Below are 17,269 nucleotides of genomic sequence, written 5' to 3' on the forward strand. Positions count from 1 at the left end.
GAAGCAGGAAAACTGGCTTGTGTCTCGCCTGAGGAAAGGGCGTGAAAAGACGAGTCATTCTTTTTTGAGTCAACCCCGTTTTCAAATTCATGAAGATATTTTTTCTTGTTTCGCAGCAGATTTTTTCATACGCGGGAAACCGAAGAAAATGGCAATTGATCCACAGATGAAGAGCAGGAACGGATAGAACAGATACGGGATCAGTTCAGGTGAAGCCGTCTTCGTTAATTCTGCTGCAATCAAAAGCTGTGCACCGTAAGGAATGATCCCTTGGATACCACAAGAGAAGATGTCGAGAATACTTGCAGATTTCTTTCGATCGACGTCATACGTGTCGGCAATCTCGGCAGCGAGCGGTCCGGCGACCAAAATGGAAATCGTGTTGTTGGCCGTTGCGAGGTTCGTTGCGCTGACGAGTGCCGCCATGCTGAATTCGGCGCCGCGACGCTTAGAAATCTTGCGCGTCAACATCTCCTTCAGGTAGGCAATACCACCGTTAAATGTAATCAAGCTGACAAGACCCCCCATGAGAAGCGTCAAGATGGAAATCTCCGCCATCCCTAACATCCCTTCAGACATCGAAAGGACGAAGCCGCTTAAACCAAAGCTACCGTCGACCATTCCGATGATGCCGGTGAGTAACGTTCCCCCGATGAGGACGAGGATGACATTGACGCCAAAGATCGCAAGAACGATGACGGCGAGGTATGGAATCAATTTGTAGAACTCGAATGCCTTAGCTTCGACGACATCCCCTGATCCGGAAACGAACGCCAGTAGGATGATTGTCAGGATAGCAGCCGGAAGAACGATCATGAAGTTCGTCCGGAACTTATCACGCATGTTCGTTTTTTGTGTCCGGACGGCAGCGATTGTCGTATCGGAGATAAATGACAAGTTATCGCCAAACATCGATCCCCCGACGACGGCAGCAGCTGCGATCGCAACGTTGATGTCTGTCGCTTCATGAATACCGAAAGCGATCGGTGCAAGGGCGGCAATCGTTCCGGTAGAGGTTCCCATTGCCATCGAGATGAAGGCAGCGATGATGAATAGTCCGCTCATGAGGAGCGATGGCGGTAAGAACGTCAAGGCAGCATTGACGGTTGCATCAATCGCACCGATCGCTTCTGCCGTTCCGGAGAACGTCCCGGCTAATAAGAAGATGAAGACCATGATCATGATGTCTGGATTTCCGGCACCGGTTGCAATCCGTTCGACCGTTTGATTAATCGATCCTTTCGTCGTCACGGCAGCAAAAATTAAAGCGATCAAAGCGGCGATGAGAATCGGGAATTTGTAAAAGTCGTCATAGAAGATCCCGGCTCCGATGAAGAGGACCAGGAACACGACGAGCGGAAGCAGTGCCCATTTGTTAGGCGTGATCGTTTCATTCATTGTTGACACCTCGTTTCTCAAAGATACAAAAAAAGACCCCTTCGCAAGAAAGAAGGCGGTCTTTATCGAGTAAAGACGCTCTTCTTATCTCTCAAGCTTACGCTTGCTGGATTTGGCACAGTACGAATCAAATCGTCCGCTGCCGAAACATCATTGGGCCAGTCCCTCCGTTTCTCGCGATAAAAAGAAGTCATTCAATTGTCTAAAACACGTTTCTTACCGTACCGCATTGAGTAACGCGTGTCAACTGTACTTTACTGAAGTGCTTGTTTTAATGTCGCAACGTTTTCTTCCATCAACTTGAAATACGAGCTGTTTTGTTGCGCTTTCGTCACTGACTCGAGATTATGGATCGTCACCGATTCAGCGCCGATTTCTTTTTGGATGACACGCGCGACCTTCGGTGAGACTGTCTCTTCGAAAGCGACGTATTTCAAATCATGCATCCGGGCTTCCTTGACTAACGCCGCTAGCTGTTTTTGTGACGGTTCATCTGACGGGGAGATACCTGCAATCGGAAGTTGTGTAAAACCATATCGTTCAGCGAGATAACCGTATGCAGCGTGCGTGACGAGAAGTTCCTTTTTCGAGCCGTCAGTGACGGCCTGCTTGAACTCTTTATCTAATGCATCAGCTTGTTGATCGAAGGATTTCAAGTTTTTTTCGAACGTTGCCTTCTCTTTTGGTACTTCTTTTGACAGTGCAGTCGTAATCGAGCGTGCCATCGCTTTGGCATTGACCGGATCAAGCCAGACATGCGGATCGTATTTTCCGTGGTCGTGCCCGTCTTCTTCGTATGCGTGTTCATCCGTTGCATGATCATCATGTCCGTCTTCTGCGTGCGCATGAAGAGTGGCATCGGATTCAAGCAAGTGGACATCTTTACTTGTCTCGACAAAACGGACGTCCGTTCCTTTTAAGCTCTCTTGAATTTTTTTGGAGTACGGTTCGAGTGTCGTACCTGTCAAAAGGAACAAGTCCCCTTTAGCAATCTCGGTCAGTTGCTTGGAAGTAGGTTCATATGAGTGAGGATCTGCACCCGGTGGAACGATCATCTTGACGTTTACCTGATCACCACCGATTTCACGGGCGATGGCAGCCGTTGCGAACGTCGATGTGTAGACTTCCGTCTGGTTGTCATCTGAAGTCGACGAATCAGTGTTCGATCCGCAAGCGGCGAGGATACTTGCGCTCGCCAGTGCGACGGTTAAAGCAGGAATGACTTTTTTCATTTTATATTCCCTCCGTTGTTAAAACGTAATAATTCCGATTTGGACTTTTTCACTATAGCGGAACGTCCGTGAGGCGTCAAGTAGGAATACTAAGACGTTCGACTTCTTTTAAAACGGGGTAAAAGAATAACAAAGTGAAGAATCTCGTAGTGTATTTTGGAGGTGATCAAGTGAAACGGGAAACGGCATGGCTGATGGGGGGAGCTGCGTTATTAACGACAGCTGCAGCAGGAGCGAGCATCTGGAATAACTACGGTGCGTTGCTTCGCTGGACGGAACCTGAATTGCCAATTACAGAAAAACAACTTGCACCGCGGACGCTCGTTTATAAAGAGACGGGGAACTGTACTTTACAGCTCGACCTCTATTATCCACCCGGAGACGGACCATTTCCGGTAGCTATCTATGCCCATGGGGGAGCATTCGTACGTGGAGAGCGGAAGGATATGTTTTGCTTCAGTCCCATCGTAGATCGGTTGCTTGAGCTTGGAGTGGCTGTTTGTAGCATTGATTACCGTTTATTCGAAGAAGGCAGTTATTTTCCGGACAACTTAGAAGATGTACGTGATGCTTTATGTTTTTTGAATCAGCAAGCGGAAGAGCTACGCATCCTTCGGGGACGCATGATGGTATGGGGTGATTCGGCTGGCGCTGCCTTGATGTTGACGACGGCACTTGCCCCGTCTGCCTTTATCGGTGAACGAGATGAGCGGCAGATGCCGCTGATCAGTGGTGTCGTTGCGTTGTATCCGCCTACGAATTTCTTACTGTTCAACTTCATTCAGACTTGGATTGCTCATATTAAATTCTATAAGGGTGGAAGAGAGGAATGGCGGAAGTTAATGACACATGTCTCGCCAGTGACGCATTTGACGTCTGATGCCCCCCCGATCATGCTCCTGCACGGAAAAAAAGATCCGATCGTTCCGTTTTCGCAGGCGTTGCATTTTGTTGAAAAAGGAGCGGATGTCGGAGCGGATGTCCGACTATTCTCATTTCCAAACGGTACGCATTCCCTTGCGAGTTTCGCCCAAACCGAAAATCCTCTGAAACTTGAACGGTTACTTGAACGAATCGAACGTTTTACCTGTCAAGTCCTGCTGTTACCACCAAGACAACTTCCGGATGAAAAACATGATACAATCAGTCATATTTCTTGAATGAAGGAGACAGAGACATGACTGAAATTTGCTTAGTGCGCCATGGTCAGACGGATTGGAACTTAAACGAACGGATCCAAGGAAGAGAAGATATCCCGTTGAATGCAACGGGAAAAAGACAAGCGGAACTTAGTGCCGCTTATCTAGCGAATGAAAAGTGGGATGTGTTGCTTGCAAGTCCGTTATCACGCGCCGTTGAAACGGCCGAAATCATCGGTCGTGCTGTTGGGTTAACGATCACAGCAACGGACGAACGACTCGTCGAACGCGAATTCGGTGCTGCTTCAGGGGAACCGGTCGCAGCCATCTATGAGGCTGTCCAAGCGAACGATACGACACGCGTGCCGGGACTTGAAACGGAGCAGGCAATCCAGGAGCGCGTGTTCGAAGTGTTACAGGAAGTGACGCAACAATATGGAGGCAAACGGATTTTAATCGTCTGCCACTCCCATACGATCAAGGCAGCCTTATCATCGATCGATGAGACGTTCAGCTACCGGACGCCTTTGAAAAACGCCTGTGCGAATTATATCCGCTATACGGATTACTATACGATCGACCGGATCAATGTAGCGGATCATATTACGGATGAAGTCGAAAAACCTTAAGAAACCGGTGCTTCCGGGTGTTCAGCGAGATATTGCTTGAATGTTTCCTTAGCGATACTCGTGATGTGCGCCCCGCGTTTGGAACGACGGTCCTTATATTCTTGGATGAGTTCTTCTCCCTTGAAGCCGTCCTCGACGACTTCCCGTAAAATCGATTCGGATAAATCATTTTTCATCATGACCATCTTACCGGTGAAGACGTAAGAGACATGTTCACTTAAGGCAGTCCGTTCAAGAGGCGTGACGATCATCGCGGCAGGGTCATTATCGGGTCGTGAGATCGTGATTTCGATCAAGGCACGTAAATGTTTTGCGAACAGTTCATCGATGATCGGTTGTTCGCTCGGTGCCACGACGATTTCAGCTACCCATTGAGCAGTCTGTTCCGTACTGACGGTCAAGCCGTCCTGAATGGCGACAGGAATGGTCGTATCGCGCCCTGACTCGTCCATTAAAATGCGTAGTGTGCATAGCTTAAAGGTTTTCATGGAAAAATGCCCTCCTTCGATCACTAACGATTTTTCTACAGTATACCGTGAGGAAAGTGGAACGGGAAACTTTTCCTGACGAAAGTCGTATGAACTATGTTTAAATAAGACTAGATATTATTAACAGGAGGATCGTTCATTATGCCGCAAGTACTCATTGGAATATTAGGAATCCTGGGTATCGTACTACTTGCCCATCATATCATCATGTATTGGCATGCTGAACCGACAGACCGCCCGACGCTTGCATACCGCATTGCGCTCCTGATTGCCTGTTTGCTACTCATTAGTGGAAGTGATCATTTAATCAGTATTTTTTACGCAGATTCCTTAGCCGAATTCGGTCAACGCATCACGTATATCGTCTTCATCGGAGGTGCGCTCGGTTTCGCGTGGTACTTTCGTAAGAAGATGGAACAAGCGCCATCAGAAATGACACCTGTCGGAAACGAAGCAGGATTGACATGATAAAAAGCGCCATTCGTCCAGACGAATGGCGCTTTTCTTATACCTTATTTTAAACCACTGGCAAGTCGTGTATCCCGAATCATGTCGAGTTTGAGCTTCCAGAGGCGGTCGCTGAATGTGACGGCATAAATCTCTGGTAAACGGAGCCGTTTGTATTCTTCCCACAGGCGTCCGATCTGTGTCTCGTGGAAATGGCGGCTCTCTTCAATCGTCGGTACTGTGTAAACAAGCTCTCCATCTTTGAAGATCGGTTCGAGCAACCGCTCGACCTTGAACTGTTCGACGCGGTTACGGAACGACGGATCGCGGACATCGATTAAATCGACGGCATCGAGCTGCGACGGATCCTCATCCATCAACGTCACGTAGTCCCCTTTGAACTTATCCGTCACCGGATCAATGATCCGGTAGACTTCCTTGATGTGCGGGGTCGTCGTCTTCGCTTTCGAAGAGGATACTTTGATGACCGGTGCTAGTTCGCCGTTGATCTCGCGTGCGACCAGCTTATAGACCATTCCAAGAGCAGGCTGCTCGTATGCCGTGATACCGCGTGTCCCGACGAGGAATGTGTTGGCTTGTGCCCCTTGGATCCGTAAATCCTGGATGACATATTCATCGAGGTCACCCGACAGGACGATATCGACTTCCGGGAAGCCGGCCTCGTCGAGCATGTTACGGGCGCGTTTTGACAAGTAGGATAAGTCACCGGAGTCGATCCGGATGCCGCGCAGTTTATGACCATTAGCCTGCAGTTCTTTTGCGACCGTGATCGCATTCGGTAGACCGCTTTTGAGCGTATCGTACGTATCGACGAGCAGCGTCGCCTGATCCGGATAATGGGAAGCGAATGTCCGGAATGCCGTCAGTTCATCATCATGGAATTGAATGTCGGCGTGCTCCATCGTTCCGCCGCACGGGATACCGAAGTCACGTCCTGCTGAAGCAAGGCTTGTGACGTCAAAACCAGCCAGGTAAGACGCACGTGTTCCGAAGTAGGCGGCATCGATGCCTTGGGCGCGGCGTGCACCGGCTTCTAGGAATTTGGCACGGGGAGCCGATTGGCGGATGCGTGCGTATTTCGTTGCGATGAGTGATTCATGATTCGCGATATTCAAAATCGCCGTCTGAAGCAGTTTTGCTTCAAAAATTCGGGCTTCAATCCGAATCAGCGGTTCGTTCGGGAAGACGATTTCTCCTTCTTTGACACTTGAGATCGAGCCGTTGAACTTGAACTGACGCAGTTCGTCCTTGAATTCATCGGGGAAACCGATCATCTCTTGCAAGTACGTGATATCTTCTTCCGTGAAACGGAGTGTCTGGATGTACTCGATGATGTTCTCGAGACCTGCAAAGACGACATATCCTCCCTCGAACGGATTCGAACGGTAGTAGACATCAAAGACGGCGCGTTCGTTATGACGTCCCTCTTTCCAATAGATATACATCCAACGCGGTAAGTACAGATCGGTATGGAGTGCAAGATTACGTTGTAACATGACGGACAGATCCCTTCTTATTCGCCGACGACTTCTGCGCCGATCGATTGTTTAAAATGTGTGAGTGCCCATTCGTGACCTGCCGCATTAAAGCTTGCGACAGCATCCGCATGGACGACGATACGATATCCGAGATTATAGGCATCGACGGCTGTATGAAGGACACAGATGTCCGTACAGACACCGACGAGGTGGACTTCGCGGATATTCCGTTCCCGCAAGCGTAAATCGAGGTCCGTTCCGGCAAACGCACTGTAACGCGTCTTGTCGATGACGTGATCGGCGACCCGTGCCATGGCAGCGACTTTTCCGAAAAGATCACGTCCATGTGTGCCGCGGATATTGTGCGGAGGGAAAAGGACGGTCTCTGGGTGGAACGTATCGCCTTCCTCATGAATATCATTGGCGATGACGACGTAATCCTCCGTTGAAAATTCCTCCATCAACGTAGCGATTCGATCTTCAATCGCCTGTCCTGGTTTTCCACAAGTCAGCTTTCCTTCATCAGCAACGAAATCGATCGTGTAATCAATGACAATCAGAGCGCGCATATGCGTGAGCCCCTTTCCGTATATGAATTAGTGTTCTCTTTCACATTGTACTCTATCTCACACAGAAGGCAAAAGGAAGAAATCGGATACAAACAGGTATAGAGAAGCAGATGAATGGGGTATAAGGTATAGGACGAAAATGATAGTAGAGGAGGAAAAAGGGATGGCTAGGTTGAATGAGTATGAAGTGGAAGAGCGCCTGGAACGGTTGCAGGATTGGAGTGTCGTCGACGATGAAATCGTCCGGACCTACACACTCGCATCATTTCCTGCGGCACTTGATTTTGTACAGGAAGTCGGGAGTATCGCCGAAAACTTAAATCATCATCCGCGGATCGTGATTGATTATAAGAACGTGACGCTTGCGGCGACGACACATGATGAAAATGGTTTGACGGAAAAAGACTTTCAACTCGCGGAGGCCTGTGATGCCATCTAAACTTTCCATTACATTCGGTAGCGGTTCATTTGTCGAAAAAATCCGTTCGCGCGATCCACAGATTCGTGTTGCGAGCGGTAGCGGGGATGCCATTCTTTGGATGGAGACAGACGGGAAATCTCCGTTTCAGAGCGGTAACACGTATACGTTGCTTGAGTCCCGGGGAAATTTCTCGGACGAGGGTCATCTTTTCTACTGGTCGATTCCGGCGGATCAAAACAGCGGGGATTTGTTCGTACATCAGGTGATGTCCAATCCAAAAGTCATCGGTGCGGAGTATGAAGGATTCCAGGCGTTTCGGATCGGTCGTGTCGAAAAAGACACGGATCTCGTCTTGTTGATCCAGTTCAGCGAGTCAGGAGATGGTGCACGTTATGCGAAATCTGTTGAACGTCTTACGGTAGACCAGTATGCTGAAGAAGCAGGGAAGTCGTTCGCGCCTTCTCCCGTCATGAAACGATATCAAATCGTACCACCAACAAATGAGTGAGATGCAGGGGGACTAACAGATGAAAAAGAACTATTTTGTCGTAGCAACACTCGGTGGCGCACTTGTCGGCGCTACTTTATCACTACTGCATAAAGATACGCGCCAAGCGCAATTCGCAGCAGTGAAACGGACATTTAGCGGCGCAGGTACACAGCTGTCTGCGGTCAAACAGGATCCGAAAGGACGCTTTGATGAATTAAAAGCACTTTATACGGACAATCAGGAAACGATCCATAATCTGATTGACGATGTGAAGGACTTAGCAGAAGTACTTCGCAAATAAGACTAAAAAGGGACTCACGCACTGTAGCGGAGTCCCTTTTTGTATGGCGTTTTACAAGTAGCGGAAGAATAATCCGAGTACGGCAAAGGCGATGATGATATAGAAGAAGATCCGACCGAATTGACCAGAACCGCTGACGAAGACAGGACCACCGCTCGAACGACGACCGGTTTGGAACGGGCGTGTGAACGGAACGGCACGGTTACCAAAGACGAATCCGAAGAGGAATCCGAGGACAAAACCGTACAAGTGACCAAAGACAGCGACGTTCGACCCGAGTAACGTAAAGACTGCCGTGACTGCAGTGAAGATGTACACAAGCCGGGTATCATCTGCTAGGATGACCGTCCGTTTGAAGCGACTCAAGTAGACATAAAAACCAAGCAGACCAAGAATGGCGCCGGATGCTCCCGCTTGTCCGTAGAACGGCTCATCGATTTTCGTGAAGTACGTCAAGATGTTCGCGAGCGTACCGACGAGCAAATAAAAGGCTGCGAATCGACCATGCCCGATCATCCGCTCGAGTGGCGGTGCGAAAATGACGAGCGCGAACGTATTGAACGCAATATGCCAAAAATCATAATGCAAGAACGTCGCCGTGACGACACGCCACCATTCCCCTTGTGCAATCAAGAGATTGACGGATGCACCAGCACTTAAAGGAGAAAACGTCAGATTAAGGAGTGTACTTAACTGTTCGATGACAAACAGGGCGACTTGGATTAAAATGAACAACGAAACGACCGGATAAGAACGTGTGAACGTTTGTAGGTTTTCCGTTCGACTAAACATGACAACACCTCGCTTCATCTTCATTCTATATGAAGATGGCGAAGAATAGAACTGTGGAGGCGCCTCGGATGATTTATGGGATTGGAATCGATTTGGTGGAACTGAAGCGAATCGAACAGACGCTCGAGCGGCAAACCCGTTTTGCCGAAAGGATTTTGACGCAGGCGGAGCAGAAGCGGTTTCAGATGCTCGCAGGGCATCGGCGGATCGAGTATCTTGCAGGTCGCTTCGCGGCAAAAGAAGCGTTCGTCAAGGCATTCGGAACCGGCATTGGAAAAGAAGTCTCCTGGCAGGACGTCGAAGTCTTAAACGATGAGACGGGAAGACCCATCATGACCGGACCATTTGATGGGGTCATCCACGTCTCGATCACACATTCGGAGCACTATGCGTCTGCGCAAGTCTTATTAGAGAAGAGGGAATGGGATGTATCGACCAACTTGGATTGAAGTCGATCGGGAAGCGATCGCACATAACATACGAGAGATCAAGGCACGGATGGGGGAGCAACAGGTGATGGCGGTCGTCAAGGCGGACGGTTACGGCCACGGAGCAATCACGGTCGCTGAGATCGCTCTTGAGAACGGAGCGGACTTACTCGCTGTCGCCTTACTTGAGGAAGCAATTGAGTTGCGGGAAGCGGGGATTCAAGCACCGATCTTGATGCTTGAAGCTTTACTACCGGAACATGCACCCGTCGCCTCGAATTATGATGTCGCTGTTCCTGTATTCGCAGCAGACTGGTTACGGGAAGCGAAACAACACTTAACCGAGGTCGATCAGTTACGTCTGCATATCAAAGTGGATACGGGAATGGGACGGCTCGGTCTGCAACACACTGATGAGTTGCAGCAGATTCTTGAAGAATGTGATGACGATCTCGTGGAACTCGAAGGCATCTATACACATTTTGCGACAGCGGATGAGCTGGACAGTCGCTTGTTCGAACGACAGCTCGAGACGTTCTTGTCCTTTGTTGAATACGTGCCCGATATTCGATATGTGCACTGTGCCAATTCAGCGGCAGCGATCCGCTTGGCGGGGCAAGCGCCTTTCAATGTCGTTCGGGTCGGTATCGCATTGTACGGAGCAATGCCGTCGGACGAGATGGTGCATCACTATGAATTCTTAAAACCAGCTTTTTCCCTGAAGAGTCGCCTGATGCAGGTCAAGCAGGTCGAACCGGGTCAAACGATCAGCTACGGGGCGACCTATACGGCACCGACGGATGAATGGATCGGTACCGTTCCGATCGGGTATGCGGATGGCTGGTCACGCAAGTTCCAAGGCTATTCATTGATCGTAGATGGTTTACCGTGCGAAATCGTCGGTCGCGTCTGCATGGATCGACTCATGATTCGTTTGCCGCGGGAATATCCGATCGGCACGGAAGTCATTTTGATTGGAGAAGGGGCACCGATTGAAGAAGCAGCGCACTGGCTCGGGACGATCAACTATGAAGTTCTCTGTCAATTCTCGAAGCGTGTTCCGCGTCAATGATTCGTACAAGACATCAATAAGATGGCAAAAATATGTTATTTGTTTGAATTTTGATTGTATTTTCTGAATTCGACTGATATATTGAAGTAGAAAGTGAGTCGTTCGTTAAGGTTTCAGTGAATCTGGAGGTGCCATTATCTTGGTCCAACAACGGGAAATGCAGTTTGTTGAGCGAAATGTAGCGAAGGAGACGATTGGGATGAAGTCGAACCATACGACCGAAGAACGCAAGCGTCAGCTACGTGAGGAATTGAAGCGTGGTTACGAAGAAATGGCAGCAATCAATTTATCGATCGTAGGCGAAATGTTCCAGATTGAAACGGAGGCGGAGTTCTCACTCCTACGTCAAGTAAGCGGGGTGTAAGCTTTGATAGTCAAACGTGGCGACGTGTTTTATGCAAATTTGTCACCTGTGGTCGGATCGGAACAAGGGGGAGTTCGTCCCGTGCTTGTTCTACAAAATGATATTGGTAACCGATTCAGCCCGACAGTCATCGTGGCTGCGATCACGGCACAGATCGACAAAGCCAAACTACCGACCCATGTGGAAGTATATCGAGAGCGACACGGATTAGAACGTGATTCGGTCATCTTACTTGAGCAAATCCGGACAATTGATAAACGCCGTCTAACGGATAAAGTCACACATCTAGATCCAGACACGATGATGAAAGTAAATAGTGCCGTCGCCATTAGCTTAGGCTTGGTTGATTTTTAGGCACTTACATAGAAGCGCAATCCAAGAAGAGTCGATACTAGCGTATACGACTTTTTTTGACCTCTTTTTTTATAAAATAGGTTTTAAGATTTTTACTTTGGGGAAACATACCCAAGTGACCTTTTTATAAAGGGATGAGGTAGGATAAACAGAAAGACCACATAGACAGCTTTTCCTTGAGGAGGAACTTGAAGATGGATTTAACAATTAAAACAGAGCAGCTTGACGGTCAGACACATCTTTATATTGCAGGAGAGATTGACACGTATACAGCACCAAAGCTCCGCCAAGAGTTAGTCCCGGCAGTCGAGACGAATGATGTCATCGTGCACCTGGATGAAGTACACTACATGGATTCGACAGGACTCGGCGTTTTCGTCGGTGCTTTAAAAGCATCAAAGAAAAACGGCACATCGTTCACACTCGTCGGTGTATCGGAACGTATCCGTCGTCTCTTTGAAATTACAGGTCTTTCAAGCATCATTTCAATCGATAGTGGTGTAAGAGGTGGAACGCAATGAAGAACGAACAATTAACTATGACGCTGCCGGCAAAACCGGAGTATGTCGCAATCGCTCGCTTAACGGTCTCTGGTGTCGCGAATCGTATGGGATATACGTATGATGATATCGAAGACATTAAGATTGCAGTTTCAGAAGCCTGTGCGAACGCCGTGCAACATGCGTACGAAGGAAAAGAAGAGGGCAGTATGGCATTAACGTGCAACGTCTATCCGGATGACCGTCTTGAAATCATCGTCAAAGACAACGGGATCACGTTCGATAAAGATGAAGTCAAACGCCAAAGCGAACCGATCACCGATGCACATGATCTCGATTCCTTGCATGAAGGAGGACTCGGTATCTTGATGATCGAAGCACTGATGGATCAAGTAACGATCGAGAAAGCGAACGGCGTCACTGTCCATATGACAAAATATATGAATAGAGATGAGGTGGGTCAAAGTGCCAGCAAAGTCTCAACAACGCCATCACAGTGATGATGAAGTACTTCGACTGATTGATTTGTATCAGCAGGACGACCAAGATGAGGAAGTGCATGCGGCATTACTCGAGCGTTATTCAGACTTGGTAGAAGCTTTGGCCCGGAAGTTCTCGCGTGGTCGACCGATTCATGACGATCTCGTTCAGGTCGGCATGATCGGGTTGCTCGCAGCACTTCGCCGATTCGATAAAGAATTTGGTCGCAGTTTTGAATCGTTTGCGGTGCCGACGATCATCGGAGAAATCAAACGTTTCATCCGCGATAAGACATGGAGCGTCCACGTGCCACGTCGCATCAAGGAACTCGGACCAAAAATCAAGAAGGCGGTTGAAGAGTTGACGACGGAGCTACAACGCTCTCCACGCATCGATGAGATTGCTGCGCGCCTTGAAGTGTCAGAAGAGGAAGTCCTTGAAACACTCGAGATGGGTAAGAGTTATCAAGCTCTCTCCGTCGATAGCTCGATTGAGGCAGATCAGGAAGGTAGTACCGTTACCTTGCTCGACCTCGTCGGTAATCAAGAGAATGGTTATGACTCTGTCGACCAGCGTCTGATTCTTGAGAAGGCATTTGCTGTCTTAACTGACCGCGAACGTTCGATTCTCGAATGTGCCTATTACCGCAATATGAGCCAAAAAGAAACGGGCGAATTACTCGGCATTTCACAAATGCATGTGTCCCGTCTCCAACGACGTGCTTTGCAGAAGTTACGTGAAGCGATTAAAGTTGAACCAAATGAAGTATTCTCAAAAGACTGACCTCGTGTCAGTCTTTTTTCTTTTCCAGGCATTCTTCGGTATAATGAATGAGAGGTGAAGCAGATGGAAAAGAGAATCGCAAGCGAATTGAATGTACGTCCGGCTCAAGTGAAGGCAGTCTTACAATTGACGGAAGAAGGCGGTACGATTCCGTTCATCGCCCGCTACCGGAAAGAACAGACAGGTGAACTCGATGAGGTCGCGATTAAAGCGATCCTCGACCGACATAAACAATTAACACAACTCGAAAGTAGACGAAGTGACGTCCTTGAAAAAATCGAGGAACAAGGGGCACTGACGCCTGAACTGCGTCGAACGCTCGAAGAAGCGACGACGTTACAACAAGTCGAAGATATTTACTTACCGTTTCGACCAAAACGTCGGACGAAGGCGGAAATTGCAAGAGAAGCAGGACTTGCGCCGCTCGCTGACTGGTTACGCGACAAGTCTGCCTATGATGAGGCAACATTCCAGCGTTTGAGCGGTACACTCGATCCGGAAGAAGCACTTGCCGGAGCACAATCGATCATTGCCGAGGAATGGGGCGAACAAGCGACAGTGCGTGAGTTCATTCGTAAGCAAGTGCGCCGTTCAGCAGAAATCGTCACGAAACAGAAAAAGGATGCAGTCGATGAAAAAGGCGTCTTTGCGCAGTATTATGCCTACAGTGAGCGGATTCAACAGATCGTTCCGCACCGGATTCTGGCGATCAACCGCGCGGAAGCATTGAAAATCGTCTCTGTGAAAGTGGTGTTAGAGGAACAGCAGGTTTTACCAACGTTACTTCGTTCCTATGCACAACTGGCGCCAAAGAAACGTGACATCGTCGAAGCGGCAATCACGACGGGGTATAAAAAATCCGTTTTTCCTGCCATCGAACGAGAAATCCGGAACGAACTGACTGAAAAGGCAGAACTTCAGGCGATTGACGTCTTCGGTAAGAACCTCCGTCAACTCTACATGCAGCCACCGATGAAAGGGAAAGTCATGTTAGGACTTGATCCGGCTTACCGGACAGGGTGTAAGTGGGCAGTCATCGATCCGACAGGTGAGATGAAGGAAGTCGGCGTCATTTACGTGACGATGTCAGAGCAAAAAGCAAAAGAAGCACGCCAAACTCTTTCAAAGCTCGTCGACACGTATGGTATTGAATTGATTGCGATTGGTAACGGTACAGCTTCCCGTGAAACGGAAGCGTTTGTTGCAGACTGGATGAAGGGACAGACGGATATTGCCTTTACGATCGTGGACGAGGCAGGCGCGAGTATTTACTCTGCGTCAGAGATTGCACGGACTGAGTTCCCGGAGCTCCAGGTCGAACAACGATCGGCAATTTCGATTGCGCGTCGCTTGCAGGATCCACTCGCTGAACTCGTCAAAGTCGATCCACAATCGGTTGGGGTCGGTCAGTACCAGCATGATGTCTCACAAACAAAACTGAAGGAGACGCTTGATTTTGTCGTCGAGACGGTCGTCAACCAAGTCGGAGTTGATGTGAATACAGCGTCCGAACCGCTATTGAGTTATGTCGCAGGAATCACGAAGGCGACAGCGAAAAAAATCGTCGAACGCCGCTCGGAACTTGGGACGTTCAAGACACGTCAGGAATTATTGAAAGTGCCGCGTCTTGGTGCAAAGGCCTATGAGCAGGCTGCAGGATTCCTACGCATTCTAGAAGGTACGCATCCACTTGACCGGACGCCGATCCATCCGGAACAGTATAAAACAGTCGAAAAGCTCTTCAAGACACTAGGGTTAACGTTCGATCAAGTTGGAACGGATGCAGTTCGCGAACGATTGTCTACACTGTCGTTACCGGAGATGGCACAGACGCTCGAAATCGGGGAACCGACATTACGTGACATCATCGAAGCGTTACAACGTCCGGGGCGTGACCCACGGGAAGCGCTCGATAAACCGTTGCTTCGCCAAGATGTTCTATCGATGGATATGATCCAAGTCGGGATGGAGTTCCAAGGAACAGTTCGTAACGTCCTCGATTTTGGTGCGTTCGTGGATATCGGAGTAAAAGAGAATGGATTGATTCATATCTCGAAGCTCAGTCGTAAGCGTGTCAAACATCCGCTTGATGTTGTTGCTGTGGGAGATATCGTAACCGTATGGGTGACGAATGTTGAACCGGAGCGGGGGCGGATTGGATTGACACTGGTTCCGCCGAAATGACGAACGAACAATTACAACGATACGTCGAGCAGCTTTCGCTCGACGTATTTTCCTTGCCGTTTCGACATGAAGCTTATTTTAATCCACGATTGAAGACGACAGGTGGTCACTACTTCTTAGGGGATCATCACTTAGACTTCAACAAACGATATACAGATGACATGAAAGTCTTCCGCGGAATCGTGATTCATGAACTGTGTCATTACCATTTACATCTAGCGGGAATGGGACATCGTCACGAAGATCAAGACTTCAAGGATTGGCTAAAGCGTTATGGAGGCTTACGATACAGTCCGAGAAGACAAGAAGACGAAAAAAAATCCTATCTTTATGAATGTGAGAAATGCAACACATTATATAGAAGGAAAAGACGCATGAATACGGAAAGATATCGATGTGGTCGATGTCGGGGAAAGATTTTTTACAAAAGTAGTTGACGTTCATTTCGGAGCATGATAAATTATAGAAGTCGTCAAAACGACAGCAACTAAACAACTTATCGTCGCTAAAAACTTTTTTAAAAAAGCATTGACGGAAAGAAAAAAAGTTGCTACTATATAAAAGTGTTCCGAACAGAACGTAACGTTCCGCAATAGCTCAGCGGTAGAGCAACCGGCTGTTAACCGGTAGGTCGTAGGTTCAAATCCTACTTGCGGAGCCATTCTTTTGGAGATGTACCCAAGTGGCTATAAGGGGCGCCCCTGCTAAGGGTGTAGGCCGGGAAACTGGTGCGAGGGTTCGAATCCCTCCATCTCCGCCAGACCTCTTATGTGAAAATGTTTCTTGAGAATAATTATTGATTACTTAGATGGCCCGTTGGTCAAGCGGTTAAGACACCGCCCTTTCACGGCGGTAACACGGGTTCGAATCCCGTACGGGTCACCATATGGAGGATTAGCTCAGCTGGGAGAGCACCTGCCTTACAAGCAGGGGGTCGGCGGTTCGATCCCGTCATCCTCCACCATTTCTTTTATAAGAGTTGTTTACAACTTCAAATTGCGGTCCTGTGGTGTAGCGGTTAACATGCCTGCCTGTCACGCAGGAGATCGCGGGTTCGAATCCCGTCAGGACCGCCATCTTTGGGCTGTAGCCAAGTGGTAAGGCACTGGATTTTGATTCCAGCACGCGAAGGTTCGATCCCTTCCAGCCCAGTTTTATGTGTCATTAGCTCAGTTGGTAGAGCATCTGACTTTTAATCAGAGGGTCGCAGGTTCGAATCCTGCATGACACACCATCTTTAATTTCATATTTTGCGGTCGTGGCGGAATCGGTAGACGCGCTAGGTTGAGGGCCTAGTGGTGGCAACATCGTGGAGGTTCAAGTCCTCTCGACCGCACCATATCGCACCCTTAGCTCAGCTGGATAGAGTACTTGACTACGAATCAAGGGGTCGGGAGTTCGAATCTCTCAGGGTGCACCATATTTTGTTTGCTTTGACGGGCCTATAGCTCAGCTGGTTAGAGCGCACGCCTGATAAGCGTGAGGTCGGTGGTTCGAGTCCACTTAGGCCCACCATTTTCAAAACAAACAACGACGAACTTTGAAAACTGAACGATGAGGCAAAAAACGTATTCTACGGAATACAAAAACGAATGAAGCGCAAGCTTCGTCAATCGTGACTTCGGTCACAACAACGAGCAAGTCAAACACTTCATGGAGAGTTTGATCCTGGCTCAGGACGAACGCTGGCGGCGTGCCT

Annotated in this window: 22 protein-coding genes, 10 tRNA genes and 1 riboswitch; of the genes, 25 read left to right on the forward strand and 7 right to left on the reverse strand. The window is 48.7% G+C overall.

The features are described from left to right. Positions 1 to 87 precede the first annotated feature (87 nt). Both ACRPK8_RS15325 and ACRPK8_RS15330 read right to left on the reverse strand, forming a co-directional pair. A complete protein-coding gene (locus tag ACRPK8_RS15325; RefSeq protein ID WP_432238929.1) occupies positions 88 to 1,398 on the reverse strand; it encodes a Na+/H+ antiporter NhaC family protein in 1,311 nt (436 codons plus the stop codon). An 81-nt stretch (positions 1,399 to 1,479) separates the two neighbouring features. Then, positions 1,480 to 1,584: riboswitch (SAM riboswitch) on the reverse strand. A 68-nt stretch (positions 1,585 to 1,652) separates the two neighbouring features. Continuing rightward, positions 1,653 to 2,630 carry a metal ABC transporter solute-binding protein, Zn/Mn family gene (locus tag ACRPK8_RS15330; RefSeq protein WP_432238930.1) on the reverse strand — a complete coding sequence of 326 codons (978 nt, stop codon included), beginning with the start codon at positions 2,628 to 2,630 and terminating at the stop codon, positions 1,653 to 1,655. Positions 2,631 to 2,800: 170 nt separating this feature from the next. Here ACRPK8_RS15330 and ACRPK8_RS15335 point away from each other — a divergent pair, with 170 nt between their 5' ends. Continuing rightward, positions 2,801 to 3,790 carry an alpha/beta hydrolase gene (locus ACRPK8_RS15335; RefSeq protein WP_432238931.1) on the forward strand — a complete coding sequence of 330 codons (990 nt, stop codon included), beginning with the start codon at positions 2,801 to 2,803 and terminating at the stop codon, positions 3,788 to 3,790. 17 nt (positions 3,791 to 3,807) lie between these two features. After that, a complete protein-coding gene (locus ACRPK8_RS15340) occupies positions 3,808 to 4,398 on the forward strand; it encodes a histidine phosphatase family protein (RefSeq protein ID WP_432238932.1) in 591 nt (196 codons plus the stop codon). On the opposite strand, the gene ACRPK8_RS15345 is transcribed toward ACRPK8_RS15340, so the two are convergent. Continuing rightward, a complete protein-coding gene (locus ACRPK8_RS15345) occupies positions 4,395 to 4,886 on the reverse strand; it encodes a YwpF family protein (protein WP_432238933.1) in 492 nt (163 codons plus the stop codon). The genes ACRPK8_RS15340 and ACRPK8_RS15345 overlap by 4 nt on opposite strands. 141 nt (positions 4,887 to 5,027) lie before the next feature. Between ACRPK8_RS15345 and ACRPK8_RS15350 the strand changes: the two genes are divergently transcribed. Then, positions 5,028 to 5,354, forward strand: coding sequence for a hypothetical protein (locus ACRPK8_RS15350; protein WP_432238934.1), 327 nt, complete (start codon positions 5,028 to 5,030; stop codon positions 5,352 to 5,354). 44 nt (positions 5,355 to 5,398) lie between these two features. Here ACRPK8_RS15350 and ACRPK8_RS15355 read toward each other — a convergent pair whose 3' ends face one another. Both ACRPK8_RS15355 and ACRPK8_RS15360 read right to left on the reverse strand, forming a co-directional pair. Further along, a complete protein-coding gene (locus ACRPK8_RS15355) occupies positions 5,399 to 6,850 on the reverse strand; it encodes a nicotinate phosphoribosyltransferase (RefSeq protein WP_432238935.1) in 1,452 nt (483 codons plus the stop codon). 17 nt (positions 6,851 to 6,867) lie between these two features. Beyond that, the gene (locus ACRPK8_RS15360; protein WP_432238936.1) at positions 6,868 to 7,401 is read right to left on the reverse strand and encodes a cysteine hydrolase family protein; all 534 of its coding nucleotides are present in this window, start codon (positions 7,399 to 7,401) and stop codon (positions 6,868 to 6,870) included. A 163-nt stretch (positions 7,402 to 7,564) separates the two neighbouring features. Here ACRPK8_RS15360 and ACRPK8_RS15365 point away from each other — a divergent pair, with 163 nt between their 5' ends. The 3 genes from ACRPK8_RS15365 to ACRPK8_RS15375 are packed head-to-tail and all read left to right on the forward strand — an operon-like array spanning position 7,565 to position 8,613. Continuing rightward, positions 7,565 to 7,840 carry a 4a-hydroxytetrahydrobiopterin dehydratase gene (locus ACRPK8_RS15365; RefSeq protein ID WP_023469630.1) on the forward strand — a complete coding sequence of 92 codons (276 nt, stop codon included), beginning with the start codon at positions 7,565 to 7,567 and terminating at the stop codon, positions 7,838 to 7,840. Next, positions 7,830 to 8,330, forward strand: coding sequence for a hypothetical protein (locus ACRPK8_RS15370; RefSeq protein WP_432238937.1), 501 nt, complete (start codon positions 7,830 to 7,832; stop codon positions 8,328 to 8,330). Before ACRPK8_RS15365 ends, ACRPK8_RS15370 begins: the two co-directional genes overlap by 11 nt. 19 nt (positions 8,331 to 8,349) lie before the next feature. Continuing rightward, positions 8,350 to 8,613: a hypothetical protein gene (locus ACRPK8_RS15375; protein ID WP_432238938.1), complete on the forward strand. Its 264-nt coding sequence runs from the start codon at positions 8,350 to 8,352 to the stop codon at positions 8,611 to 8,613. A gap of 51 nt (positions 8,614 to 8,664) precedes the next feature. On the opposite strand, the gene ACRPK8_RS15380 is transcribed toward ACRPK8_RS15375, so the two are convergent. Further along, positions 8,665 to 9,405 (reverse strand): rhomboid family intramembrane serine protease, encoded by a 741-nt coding sequence (locus tag ACRPK8_RS15380; RefSeq protein WP_432238939.1) that lies wholly within the window; start codon positions 9,403 to 9,405, stop codon positions 8,665 to 8,667. A gap of 68 nt (positions 9,406 to 9,473) precedes the next feature. On the opposite strand from ACRPK8_RS15380, the gene acpS reads away from it, so the two are divergent. The 19 genes from acpS (at position 9,474) to ACRPK8_RS15475 (ending at position 17,085) form a co-directional block, all read left to right on the forward strand. Continuing rightward, complete coding sequence (gene acpS, locus ACRPK8_RS15385) at positions 9,474 to 9,854, forward strand: holo-ACP synthase (RefSeq protein WP_432238940.1); 381 nt, start codon at positions 9,474 to 9,476, stop codon at positions 9,852 to 9,854. Next, positions 9,832 to 10,905: an alanine racemase gene (gene alr, locus ACRPK8_RS15390; protein WP_432238941.1), complete on the forward strand. Its 1,074-nt coding sequence runs from the start codon at positions 9,832 to 9,834 to the stop codon at positions 10,903 to 10,905. The genes acpS and alr overlap by 23 nt, the downstream gene beginning before the upstream one ends. 199 nt (positions 10,906 to 11,104) lie before the next feature. Further along, positions 11,105 to 11,269 (forward strand): hypothetical protein, encoded by a 165-nt coding sequence (locus ACRPK8_RS15395; protein WP_235184624.1) that lies wholly within the window; start codon positions 11,105 to 11,107, stop codon positions 11,267 to 11,269. Between the two features lie 3 nt (positions 11,270 to 11,272). Then, a complete protein-coding gene (locus ACRPK8_RS15400) occupies positions 11,273 to 11,623 on the forward strand; it encodes a type II toxin-antitoxin system PemK/MazF family toxin (RefSeq protein ID WP_023469623.1) in 351 nt (116 codons plus the stop codon). A 194-nt stretch (positions 11,624 to 11,817) separates the two neighbouring features. Then, entirely contained in the window at positions 11,818 to 12,144 is a 327-nt protein-coding gene (locus ACRPK8_RS15405) for an STAS domain-containing protein (RefSeq protein ID WP_432238942.1), read from the forward strand. Next, the gene (rsbW, locus tag ACRPK8_RS15410) at positions 12,141 to 12,623 is read left to right on the forward strand and encodes an anti-sigma B factor RsbW (RefSeq protein WP_432238943.1); all 483 of its coding nucleotides are present in this window, start codon (positions 12,141 to 12,143) and stop codon (positions 12,621 to 12,623) included. The genes ACRPK8_RS15405 and rsbW overlap by 4 nt, the downstream gene beginning before the upstream one ends. Next, entirely contained in the window at positions 12,589 to 13,386 is a 798-nt protein-coding gene (gene sigB, locus ACRPK8_RS15415) for an RNA polymerase sigma factor SigB (RefSeq protein ID WP_023469620.1), read from the forward strand. The genes rsbW and sigB overlap by 35 nt, the downstream gene beginning before the upstream one ends. A gap of 63 nt (positions 13,387 to 13,449) precedes the next feature. After that, entirely contained in the window at positions 13,450 to 15,570 is a 2,121-nt protein-coding gene (locus ACRPK8_RS15420) for a Tex family protein (RefSeq protein ID WP_432238944.1), read from the forward strand. Continuing rightward, positions 15,567 to 16,007: a SprT family protein gene (locus tag ACRPK8_RS15425; protein WP_432238945.1), complete on the forward strand. Its 441-nt coding sequence runs from the start codon at positions 15,567 to 15,569 to the stop codon at positions 16,005 to 16,007. Before ACRPK8_RS15420 ends, ACRPK8_RS15425 begins: the two co-directional genes overlap by 4 nt. Positions 16,008 to 16,156: 149 nt before the next feature. Further along, positions 16,157 to 16,231, forward strand: a tRNA-Asn gene (locus ACRPK8_RS15430). A 7-nt stretch (positions 16,232 to 16,238) separates the two neighbouring features. Further along, positions 16,239 to 16,330, forward strand: a tRNA-Ser gene (locus tag ACRPK8_RS15435). A 50-nt stretch (positions 16,331 to 16,380) separates the two neighbouring features. Beyond that, positions 16,381 to 16,455 (forward strand) — tRNA-Glu (locus tag ACRPK8_RS15440). Positions 16,456 to 16,458: 3 nt separating this feature from the next. Beyond that, a tRNA-Val gene (locus ACRPK8_RS15445) sits at positions 16,459 to 16,534 on the forward strand. A gap of 36 nt (positions 16,535 to 16,570) precedes the next feature. After that, positions 16,571 to 16,646, forward strand: a tRNA-Asp gene (locus ACRPK8_RS15450). Positions 16,647 to 16,650: 4 nt separating this feature from the next. After that, positions 16,651 to 16,722, forward strand: a tRNA-Gln gene (locus ACRPK8_RS15455). A gap of 6 nt (positions 16,723 to 16,728) precedes the next feature. Next, positions 16,729 to 16,804, forward strand: a tRNA-Lys gene (locus ACRPK8_RS15460). A gap of 18 nt (positions 16,805 to 16,822) precedes the next feature. After that, positions 16,823 to 16,909: transfer RNA gene (locus ACRPK8_RS15465), tRNA-Leu, on the forward strand. A 4-nt stretch (positions 16,910 to 16,913) separates the two neighbouring features. Then, positions 16,914 to 16,990, forward strand: a tRNA-Arg gene (locus ACRPK8_RS15470). Between the two features lie 18 nt (positions 16,991 to 17,008). Beyond that, positions 17,009 to 17,085: transfer RNA gene (locus ACRPK8_RS15475), tRNA-Ile, on the forward strand. 3 nt (positions 17,086 to 17,088) lie between these two features. Here ACRPK8_RS15475 and ACRPK8_RS15480 read toward each other — a convergent pair. Then, positions 17,089 to 17,269, reverse strand: a 181-nt coding sequence (locus ACRPK8_RS15480; RefSeq protein ID WP_432238946.1) for a hypothetical protein, incomplete at its 5' end; no start/stop codon positions are given.

Origin of the sequence: Exiguobacterium sp. TDN 0502, assembly GCF_050846835.1 — a bacterium.
Taxonomy (GTDB): Bacteria; Bacillota; Bacilli; order Exiguobacteriales; family Exiguobacteriaceae; genus Exiguobacterium_A.

Bases quoted from the DNA above. Each gene is read 5' to 3' on its own strand.
- ACRPK8_RS15325 (WP_432238929.1), bottom strand. From the start codon at position 1,398: ATGAATGAAACGATCACGCCTAACAAATGGGCACTGCTTCCGCTCGTC.
- ACRPK8_RS15330 (WP_432238930.1), bottom strand. From the start codon at position 2,630: ATGAAAAAAGTCATTCCTGCTTTAACCGTCGCACTGGCGAGCGCAAGT.
- ACRPK8_RS15340 (WP_432238932.1), top strand. From the start codon at position 3,808: ATGACTGAAATTTGCTTAGTGCGCCATGGTCAGACGGATTGGAACTTA.
- ACRPK8_RS15345 (WP_432238933.1), bottom strand. From the start codon at position 4,886: ATGAAAACCTTTAAGCTATGCACACTACGCATTTTAATGGACGAGTCA.
- ACRPK8_RS15350 (WP_432238934.1), top strand. From the start codon at position 5,028: ATGCCGCAAGTACTCATTGGAATATTAGGAATCCTGGGTATCGTACTA.
- ACRPK8_RS15355 (WP_432238935.1), bottom strand. From the start codon at position 6,850: ATGTTACAACGTAATCTTGCACTCCATACCGATCTGTACTTACCGCGT.
- ACRPK8_RS15360 (WP_432238936.1), bottom strand. From the start codon at position 7,401: ATGCGCGCTCTGATTGTCATTGATTACACGATCGATTTCGTTGCTGAT.
- ACRPK8_RS15365 (WP_023469630.1), top strand. From the start codon at position 7,565: ATGGCTAGGTTGAATGAGTATGAAGTGGAAGAGCGCCTGGAACGGTTG.
- ACRPK8_RS15370 (WP_432238937.1), top strand. From the start codon at position 7,830: ATGCCATCTAAACTTTCCATTACATTCGGTAGCGGTTCATTTGTCGAA.
- ACRPK8_RS15375 (WP_432238938.1), top strand. From the start codon at position 8,350: ATGAAAAAGAACTATTTTGTCGTAGCAACACTCGGTGGCGCACTTGTC.
- ACRPK8_RS15380 (WP_432238939.1), bottom strand. From the start codon at position 9,405: ATGTTTAGTCGAACGGAAAACCTACAAACGTTCACACGTTCTTATCCG.
- acpS (WP_432238940.1), top strand. From the start codon at position 9,474: ATGATTTATGGGATTGGAATCGATTTGGTGGAACTGAAGCGAATCGAA.
- alr (WP_432238941.1), top strand. From the start codon at position 9,832: ATGTATCGACCAACTTGGATTGAAGTCGATCGGGAAGCGATCGCACAT.
- ACRPK8_RS15395 (WP_235184624.1), top strand. From the start codon at position 11,105: ATGAAGTCGAACCATACGACCGAAGAACGCAAGCGTCAGCTACGTGAG.
- ACRPK8_RS15405 (WP_432238942.1), top strand. From the start codon at position 11,818: ATGGATTTAACAATTAAAACAGAGCAGCTTGACGGTCAGACACATCTT.
- rsbW (WP_432238943.1), top strand. From the start codon at position 12,141: ATGAAGAACGAACAATTAACTATGACGCTGCCGGCAAAACCGGAGTAT.
- ACRPK8_RS15420 (WP_432238944.1), top strand. From the start codon at position 13,450: ATGGAAAAGAGAATCGCAAGCGAATTGAATGTACGTCCGGCTCAAGTG.
- ACRPK8_RS15425 (WP_432238945.1), top strand. From the start codon at position 15,567: ATGACGAACGAACAATTACAACGATACGTCGAGCAGCTTTCGCTCGAC.